Source organism: Anaerotruncus sp., assembly GCF_057433415.1.
In genome coordinates this window covers 22,762-30,633 of record NZ_DBMDHH010000002.1, presented here as the reverse complement: position 1 = coordinate 30,633, position 7,872 = coordinate 22,762, and the positions used below count along the sequence as shown (strand labels likewise).

General features: G+C 62.5%; 9 protein-coding genes. 3 read left to right on the top strand and 6 right to left on the bottom strand.

Annotated elements, in window-relative coordinates:
• From ACZO3G_RS00880 to ACZO3G_RS00870, 3 genes are all read right to left on the bottom strand, one after another.
• Nucleotides 1-661 (bottom strand): DEAD/DEAH box helicase family protein (locus ACZO3G_RS00880; RefSeq protein ID WP_486846686.1); only part of this gene is annotated, 661 nt, incomplete at its 3' end.
• 208 nt (nt 662-869) lie between these two features.
• Entirely contained in the window at nt 870-1,394 is a 525-nt protein-coding gene (locus ACZO3G_RS00875; RefSeq protein WP_101550601.1) for a hypothetical protein, read from the bottom strand.
• Nucleotides 1,395-1,430: 36 nt separating this feature from the next.
• Nucleotides 1,431-2,120, bottom strand: coding sequence for a JAB domain-containing protein (locus tag ACZO3G_RS00870; protein WP_101550599.1), 690 nt, complete (start codon nt 2,118-2,120; stop codon nt 1,431-1,433).
• Nucleotides 2,121-2,349: 229 nt separating this feature from the next.
• On the opposite strand from ACZO3G_RS00870, the gene ACZO3G_RS00865 reads away from it, so the two are divergent.
• From ACZO3G_RS00865 to ACZO3G_RS00855, 3 genes are all read left to right on the top strand, one after another.
• Nucleotides 2,350-3,315, top strand: coding sequence for an RluA family pseudouridine synthase (locus ACZO3G_RS00865; protein ID WP_101550597.1), 966 nt, complete (start codon nt 2,350-2,352; stop codon nt 3,313-3,315).
• An 85-nt stretch (nt 3,316-3,400) separates the two neighbouring features.
• A complete protein-coding gene (gene trxA / locus ACZO3G_RS00860; protein ID WP_101550595.1) occupies nt 3,401-3,727 on the top strand; it encodes a thioredoxin in 327 nt (108 codons plus the stop codon).
• Nucleotides 3,728-3,967: 240 nt separating this feature from the next.
• Complete coding sequence (locus tag ACZO3G_RS00855) at nt 3,968-5,191, top strand: MFS transporter (RefSeq protein WP_277138417.1); 1,224 nt, start codon at nt 3,968-3,970, stop codon at nt 5,189-5,191.
• 46 nt (nt 5,192-5,237) lie between these two features.
• Here ACZO3G_RS00855 and ACZO3G_RS00850 read toward each other — a convergent pair whose 3' ends face one another.
• The 3 genes from ACZO3G_RS00850 to ACZO3G_RS00840 are packed head-to-tail and all read right to left on the bottom strand — an operon-like array spanning nt 5,238 to nt 7,860.
• Nucleotides 5,238-5,720 (bottom strand): LeuD/DmdB family oxidoreductase small subunit, encoded by a 483-nt coding sequence (locus ACZO3G_RS00850; RefSeq protein WP_276873209.1) that lies wholly within the window; start codon nt 5,718-5,720, stop codon nt 5,238-5,240.
• The gene (locus tag ACZO3G_RS00845; protein ID WP_276873211.1) at nt 5,717-6,964 is read right to left on the bottom strand and encodes a 3-isopropylmalate dehydratase large subunit; all 1,248 of its coding nucleotides are present in this window, start codon (nt 6,962-6,964) and stop codon (nt 5,717-5,719) included. Before ACZO3G_RS00845 ends, ACZO3G_RS00850 begins: the two co-directional genes overlap by 4 nt.
• A gap of 29 nt (nt 6,965-6,993) precedes the next feature.
• Nucleotides 6,994-7,860 (bottom strand): isocitrate lyase/PEP mutase family protein, encoded by an 867-nt coding sequence (locus tag ACZO3G_RS00840; RefSeq protein WP_276873213.1) that lies wholly within the window; start codon nt 7,858-7,860, stop codon nt 6,994-6,996.
• Nucleotides 7,861-7,872: the final 12 nt, after the last annotated feature.

Sequence of the window (7,872 nt, the reverse complement as noted above, 5' to 3'; positions counted from 1 at the left end):
CGTCCCCGAAGAATTCGACGCGCACGGCGGTATCCCCCGAATAGACGGGGAAGATCTCCACAACGTCGCCGCGGACCCGGAACTTGTTGCGCACAAAGTTGATGTCGTTGCGCTCATACTGGATCTCCACCAGCTTTTTAATGAGCTCGTCCCGTTCCCTGTGCATTCCCGTGCGCAGCGAGATGACCATGCTGTGGTAGTCGATCGGGTCGCCCAGCGTGTAGATGCAGGAGACGCTCGACACGATGATCACGTCCCGCCGTTCGCCGAGCGAGGCGGTCGCCGAGTGACGGAGCTTCTCGATCTCGTCGTTGATCGCCGAATCCTTTTCGATATAGGTGTCCGTGTGGGCGATATAGGCCTCCGGCTGGTAGTAGTCGTAGTAGCTGACAAAATACTCCACAGCGTTGTGCGGGAAAAATTCCCGGAACTCGCTGCACAGCTGCGCGGCCAGCGTCTTGTTGTGCGCCAAAACAAGCGTCGGGCGGTTGACGTTTGCGATGACGTTTGCCATCGTGAACGTCTTGCCCGAGCCTGTGACGCCCAGCAGGGCCTGTTCCTTCCTGCCCGCCAGCACGCCTTCGGTCAGCTTTTCAATTGCCCGCGGCTGGTCCCCCGTCGGTTTGTAGGGGGCGACCAGCTCAAATTTTCCTTCTTCCATATACCTCCCCCGCTTTGGGCCGTCAGATCAATCGATTGGCGCGTTCAAGAGAACAGATGTTCGATTCATCTAGTGTAGCTTCTTTTCCATCAAAAGTCAACAGTTTATTTTACCACAGTTTCGACATGTTTTCAAATGCCCGCCGCCGAAAGATTCTGCCAGCCGCGCGGCGCGCAAAGGGCGCTTCCAAAGTGGAAGCGCCCCATCGTTATCCGTTTTCTGTTTTGTCCGCGGATTCCCGCCACCGGCCCGGCTCGTCGGACGCGCCGCCCCGGGAGAGCGCGTCCTCCATCAGCGAGATCAGTTCGAGCGTGCTGCGGAAGCGCTGGGTCTGGTCCCGGTTGAGCCAGCGCACCGTCCCCTGCCAGGTGGCGTTCTGCCGGAAGAGCACGCTGATCACAAACGTCGCACGTTTCCCGGGCTCCTCCATGCCGATGCGGGCGAGCATCTCCTCCAAGTCCCCGCGCTGTTCCGCCGCCGGGACAGACGGCTTTTCCTCCGCCGTTTTTCCCCGTTTCTTCTTATGGAACGAGCGGATCTGCATGGAGCTCTGCGGGAACCGTTTTTCATTATAAAACTGCTCCATGCGGGTGATCAGCGCAAGCACCCCGGAAAACGTCGTAATACCGAAGGCCGGAGAGGCCAGCCGCCCGTTCAGGTCGTGGTCCTCCGTGCTGTCAACAAATACCCAAACGGAGGTTGGGCTGACCGCCCCCAGGTTTCCTGACTCCATCTGTGGTCCCTCCATCTCACAAAATTAGAATAAGCCCTAAGGCCGCTCAAAGGAAAAGAAACCGGAATCGCGCATCGAAACGTAATCCGACCCCGCAAAAATCAGGTGATCGGCAAGACGGATTTTCGCAGCCGTCAGCGCGTCAAAGACCGCGCGCGTCGCGAGCATGTCCGCGTTGGACGGAAGCGCGAGCCCGCGCGGATGGTTGTGCGCGAGAATCACCGACACCGCATGGCTGCGCATCGCGGCCTCGAGGATGTTGCGGGTGTACATCGGCGCGGCGTTGATGCTGCCCTCCGCGATGAAATCGCCGTAGACGACGCCGCCCCGGCTGTCCATGCAGAGCAGGAAGATCATTTCGTTGTTGCGCCCGATGAACTTTGGCCGCAGGAAGGTCCCCACCTCTTCGATCGTGGCGAGGACCACTCCGTTTTCATCATAGTCATCGAGGTACCGGCGCGCGAGCCCGGGCACCAGCTTGAGCAGCGTCGCAACGTTCGCGCCGACCCCCTCCACCTGGCAGAGCTCGTCGAAATCCGCGTCCAGCACGCCGGAAAGCGACCCGAAACGCGCGAGCAGACGGTGCGCCAGCTCGTTGGTGTCCCGCTGGGGCACCGCGTAAAAGAGGAGCAGTTCAAGCACGTTGTGCGGGGCGAAGCCGTCCAGCCCCTCCTTTAAGAAGCGGTCCCTGAGCCGCTGCCTGTGTCCCTCGTGCACATTCGCCATCCGCTCTTCACCGCCCGCGTTTCCAGTATCTTAGTACATATTATAACAAAATAATTCCTGTTTGCCTAGACCCCGTCGATTTTTCCCGGCTTTCGCCGGCGGAGCTTGTGTGCTATAATAAGCGCGGGGAATCCGCTCACATCCGGTCGCCCCCGCCGCGGGCGGTTTCAACGCCGCGCGGCCATTGATTTACAGGCCCCTTCGACCATCGGGGCTGTGGAGGTTCGCCATGAGGGAATTCGTCATCAATCAAAACGACGCGGGCCAGCGCGTGGACAAGTTCGTGACCAAGGCGGTCCCGCTGCTGCCCCAGGCCCTGCTCTATAAATCCATCCGCACCAAGCGGATCAAGCTCAACGGCAAGCGGTGCGAGATCTCCACCCGTCTGTGCGAGGGAGACCGGCTTTCCCTCTACCTGAACGACGAGTTTTTCGGCGGCGCGCCCGGCGCGCCCGCCTTCCTCTCCGTCCCGCCCACGGTCGACGTCCTCTACGAGGATGAAAACATCCTCCTCGCGGACAAGCGCCCCGGCCTGCTCGTCCACGAGGACGAGGGCGGCCAGACGGACACGCTGATCAACCGCATCCTCCACTACCTCTACCAAAAGGGCGAGTACGACCCCGCCCGGGAGAACAGCTTTACGCCCGCCCTCTGCAACCGGATCGACCGCAATACGGGCGGCATCGTCATCGCGGCCAAAAACGCGCCCGCCCTGCGGGTGCTCAATGAAAAGATCAAGGCCCGCGAGCTGCAAAAGCTCTACCTCTGCGTCGTGCACGGCACGATGCCGCACCGGTCGGACACCCTCAAGGGCTTCCTCGTCAAGGACGGCGCGGCGAACACCGTCACCGTCTGCGACCATCCCGTGCCGGGCGGCCGCACCATCCTCACCCACTACCGCGTGCTCGGCGAGAACGGGCGCTTCTCCCTGCTGGAGGTCGACCTGCTGACCGGCCGCACCCACCAGATCCGCGCACACCTCGCCTCCATCGGCCATCCGCTGCTCGGCGACGCCAAGTACGGCCGCAACCGCGACAACCACGGCACCGGCTACCAGTTCCAGGCTCTCTACTCCTACAAGCTCACCTTCCGGTTCCAGGGCGGCGCGGGCCCTCTCGACTATCTGAACGGCAGGAGCTTTGAGGCGAAGAAGGTGTGGTTCCGCGACGAGTTCCTCTCCGGGAATCTCCGGTAGCACTTTTTTTGAAAAAGTGCTTGACAAATTATCTGTAATGATTATAATTACAGATAGAAAAAAATGAACCGGAAAGGATGATTATATGAATATCTTAACGATCACAGCGGACAATTTTGAGGCTGAGGTCCTGAAATCGAGCGAGCCCGTTCTCGTGGACTTCTGGGCGCCCTGGTGCGGCTACTGCCGGATGCTCGCCCCCATCTTCGACCAGCTCGCCGCGGCCTACGAGGGCAAAATCCGGTTCGCCAAGGTGAACATCGACGACGTGCCCTCGCTCGCGCAGCAGTTCTCGGTGATGACCATCCCCACCCTGCTGCTCTTCCGCGGCGGCAAGGAGAACGAACCGCTCGTCGCCGCCAAATCCAAGTTCCAGATCGAGGAGTGGCTCAAGCAGTCGGGCGCGATCTGATTTCCGGAGGCTGAAAGGTCCCGCCGGCACCGCCGGCGGGGCCTTTTTCGCGCGCATCCGTCCCCCTTGAAAAACCTTCTTGACAAACGGAACCGGCCTGCTATAATGGAATTCCATTCACAAACTCCGGAGGGCCCGCCGTACGGTGCGGCGGGCCGTCTTTCGACCACGGACGCAAACACAGCCGGGCGGGCGCGTGTCTGCGTCTTTTTGACCGTCCGGCAAATAAAAGGAGGTTTTATGGAACAATCGAAGCCCCACGGCTGGAAGCGCGGCTTCTTTACGATCGCGGCCGGGCAGACCGTCTCGCTGATCGGCAGCAGCGCCGTCCAGTTCGCGCTGATCTGGTGGCTCGCCAGCGAAAGCTCCTCCCCCATGACGATGGCGCTGGCGGGGCTCTTCGCCTTCCTGCCGCAGCTGGTGCTCGGGCCGTTCGTCGGGGTGTGGGTCGACCGCCTCAAGCGCAAGACGGTCATCATCTCCGCGGACCTCTTCATGGGCCTGGTCGCGACCGTTTTCGCGGGCGTCTTCCTGCTTGGCAGGCCGCCCTTCTGGTCGGCCTGCCTCGTGCTGGGCATCCGGGCGGTCGGGAACGTCTTCCACACCCCCGCGATCCAGGCAGCGATCCCCATGCTCGTGCCCCGGGACCAGCTCGTCCGCGCCAACGGCTGGAGCCAGTTCATGCAGTCGGGCGCCTTTATGCTCGGGCCGGTGCTCGGCGCCGCGATGTACGCCGCTCTGCCGCTTCCGGTCATCCTGCTCTCCGACCTGGCGGGCGCAGTCGCGGCGAGCGTCACGGTCGCGGTGGTGAAGATCCCCGATCCCCCGCGCGCCGGGCAGGAGCTTCCGCATTTCCTGCGGGAGATGCGGGATGGCGCGGCCGTCTTCCTGCGCGACCGCAGACTCTTCACCCTCACCCTCTGCGTGTGCGTGGGGATGATCTTCTACATGCCGCTCTCCTCCTTCTATCCGCTGATGACAAGCGATCATTTTCAGGCGACAGCCTGGCACGCAAGCCTCGTCGAGCTGCTCTACGCGGCGGGTATGATGCTCAGCGCCGCAGGCCTCGGCGCGGTGGGAACGATCAAAAACAAGTTTTCCGTCATCCACCTCGGCCTGCTCGGTTTGGCGGCAAGCACCCTGCTCTGCGGAATCCTTCCAAGCGACATGGTCTTTTTCTGGCCCTTCGCGGTCTTCTGCGCCGTCATGGGCGCCAGCGGGAACCTCTACGGCATCCCCTTCATGGCCTACATGCAGGAGTCCGTCCCCCACGAGGCGCAGGGGCGCGTCTTCTCTCTGCTGGGCAGCATGATGTCGCTGGCCATGCCGCTGGGGCTTCTGATCGCGGGGCCGGTCGCCGAACGCTTCGGCGTGCCGCTTTGGTTCTTCCTGTCGGGGATCGTGCTCTTCGCCGTCACCGGCGTCAGCGCGCTGCTGACGCTGCGAAAGCCGGCACACGGCTGAAAATACGAAAAACCCGCCTGCAAGCGTTTGCTTGCAGGCGGGTTTTTTATCGCAGCGTATGGTGTTTTTTGTAATAGCCGAGCAGGCCGCCCTCCGTGAGATATCCAACGACCTGCGGCGGAAAGGGCTCGAAGGCCACCGGATCGGAACCGTTTACCCGGATGCAGCTTTTTTCGAGGTCCACCTCCACGAGGTCCCCCTCCCGAATCTCCGCCCGGCAGATCAGCGGGAGGATTCCCATGTTGATGCCGCCTCTGTAGAAATGTCGGCTGAACGACTTTGCGATCACGCACCGAACTCCGGCGGCCTTCATTACCAGGATGATCTGCTCCCGGGAAGAGCCGCAGCCAAAATTTTCACCGGCGACCAGGATGTCCCCCGGCTGATAGACGGAGGAGAAATCGCTCCTGCACGCCTCGAAGAGATACGGCACAGCTTCCGTCTCGTTCTTTCCGCCGGCGAGGCGGCTGCCCGCGATGATCTGGTCCCCGTTCACATTGTCACCCAGCACGACCGCTTTCCCCTTCATCCCAAAACCTCCCGATCCGTGATAAATCCGCACAGCGCCGAACAGGCGGCCACCAGCGGAGAAGCGATATAAATCCGCGCATCCTTGCTCCCCATCCGTCCGTTCAGGTTTCGGTTGGTGGTCGAGACCGCCACCTCGCCGTCCCCCAGCAGGCCTCCGTGGATTCCCGCGCAGGGGCCGCAGCTCGGCGGGAAGACGGAGGCCCCCGCTGAAGTGAGCGCGTCCAGATGTCCGCCCGCCTTGAGCGCCGCCTCCACCTCCGGCGAAGCGGGATAGACCAGCAGCCGGACGCCGTCGGCCACCCGTTTCCCCCGGAGAATTTCGGCCGCGAGCGCGATATCCTCGTAGCGCCCGTTCGTGCAGGACCCGATCACGACCTGATCCACCCGGACCTTCTCCAATTCCTCCGCCGCGACCGCGTGGTCGATGTGCGGAGGCACCGCCACCAGCGGCCGCATCTGCGAGACGTCGATGGTGATCCTACGGCTGTATTCCGCGTCGCCGTCCGGTTCCACCCCCGCTTCTCCGGTCACTCCGTACGCCGCGAGCCACCGCCGGGCCACCTCGTCGCACGGCATGATCGCGCCCTTTGCCCCGGCCTCGATCATCATGTTGCAAAGCGTGGCGCGGCTGTCGAAGCTGATGTCCGCCACCGCCTCGCCGCCGAACTCCACGCACTGGTAGGACGCGCCCGCCTCCCCCAATATGCGCAGCAGCTCCAGCGCCAGGTCCTTGCCCAGGATTTTGCGCGGCAGCTTCCCCGCAAACTCCACCCGGATGGTCGGGGGGACCTTGAACCAGCACTGGTCGCAGGCAAATATGACGGCCGCCTCCGCCGCGCCCACGCCGGTGCTGAAGGCGTTTAGCGCGCCGTAGGTGCAGGAGTGCGAATCGGTGCCCACTGCGATCCCGCCGGGCCTGACTTTACCGGATTCCAGCATCTTCTGGTGGCAGACGCCCTTGCAGACGTCCACCAACCGAATGCCGTGCTCCTTTGCGAAGCGGCGGAGAAGAAGGTGGTTATTCCCGGCTGCCGCGTTCGGACACGGGGCAAAGTGGTCCAGGACGATCAGGTGGTGCGCCGGGGATTTGACCGTCTTTGCGATCTGCGCGAAGTTTTTGACCGCCGTCGGGCCGTTGACGTCGTGAATCATGCAGGCGTCCACCTCCACAACCACGATATCTCCCGCTTTGACCGGCCTGCCCGCCTTCGCGGAAAAGATTTTTTCAACTGCAGTAGCCATTTTATACCCCCTCGCGGCGGCCGCCGCGTTCATTTTGCATATTGGTACTCCCGCGCCTCGTATTCCGGCACCTTCGTCGCCTTCTGAAATTCTGGAAGCGTTGCAAGCCGGTCCAGCCTGTCCGCCGTATTCCCGTTTTCATAGAGGTGCTTCATCGTGTCCAGCGCCTGCTTTAGGAAGAGGGAGCGCAGCGTGGCCGGATAGAGCACCAGCTTGACGCCAAGCTGCCGGAAGGTCTCCTGCGAGTACCGGTTCAGCTCGCTTATGTCGTTGACGTTCACCACCACCGGCCCGGAGACCTCCCGCGCCACCATCCCGACCTCCTCAAGCGTGGAGCATCCCACCACGAACACCGCGTCCGCGCCCGCCTCCAGATATTTGTTGGCTCGGCGCACGGCCTCCTCCCTGCCGTAGCTCACCATGGCGTCGGTGCGCGCGATGATGCAGAAGTCCGGGTTTTCCCGCACGTCGATCCCCGCCTTCAGCTTCCTCAGGAATTCGTCCACGGGGACGATTTCGTGCGTACCGCCGTAATAGGCGCATTTTTTGGGGCTGACCTGATCCTCGATGTGGATGCCCGCGACGCCGCCCCGTTCAAATTCGTTCACCGTGCGCATAAAGTTGAGCGGCTGGCCATAGCCGGTGTCCGCGTCCGCGATCACCGGGATGTCCACCGAGCGGGCAATCCGCGAGGAGGCGTCGACCACCTCGGTCATCGTGAGCAGGCCCATGTCCGGCAGACCGAGCGCCGAGGCGGAAACCGCGTTGCCGGAAACCAGCGCCGCCTGAAAGCCGGCCGCCTCGACCGCCAGCGCGCCGATGCAGTCAAAGACGCCGGGGACAAAATAGGTTTCCCGGTTCCCCAGCATATTTTTAAGCGTCAAACGCTTATTCAAAAGCTATCCCTC

Bases quoted from the DNA above. Each gene is read 5' to 3' on its own strand.
- trxA (WP_101550595.1), top strand. From the start codon at position 3,401: ATGAATATCTTAACGATCACAGCGGACAATTTTGAGGCTGAGGTCCTG.
- ACZO3G_RS00865 (WP_101550597.1), top strand. From the start codon at position 2,350: ATGAGGGAATTCGTCATCAATCAAAACGACGCGGGCCAGCGCGTGGAC.
- ACZO3G_RS00850 (WP_276873209.1), bottom strand. From the start codon at position 5,720: ATGAAGGGGAAAGCGGTCGTGCTGGGTGACAATGTGAACGGGGACCAG.
- ACZO3G_RS00870 (WP_101550599.1), bottom strand. From the start codon at position 2,120: ATGGCGAATGTGCACGAGGGACACAGGCAGCGGCTCAGGGACCGCTTC.
- ACZO3G_RS00855 (WP_277138417.1), top strand. From the start codon at position 3,968: ATGGAACAATCGAAGCCCCACGGCTGGAAGCGCGGCTTCTTTACGATC.
- ACZO3G_RS00875 (WP_101550601.1), bottom strand. From the start codon at position 1,394: ATGGAGTCAGGAAACCTGGGGGCGGTCAGCCCAACCTCCGTTTGGGTA.
- ACZO3G_RS00845 (WP_276873211.1), bottom strand. From the start codon at position 6,964: ATGGCTACTGCAGTTGAAAAAATCTTTTCCGCGAAGGCGGGCAGGCCG.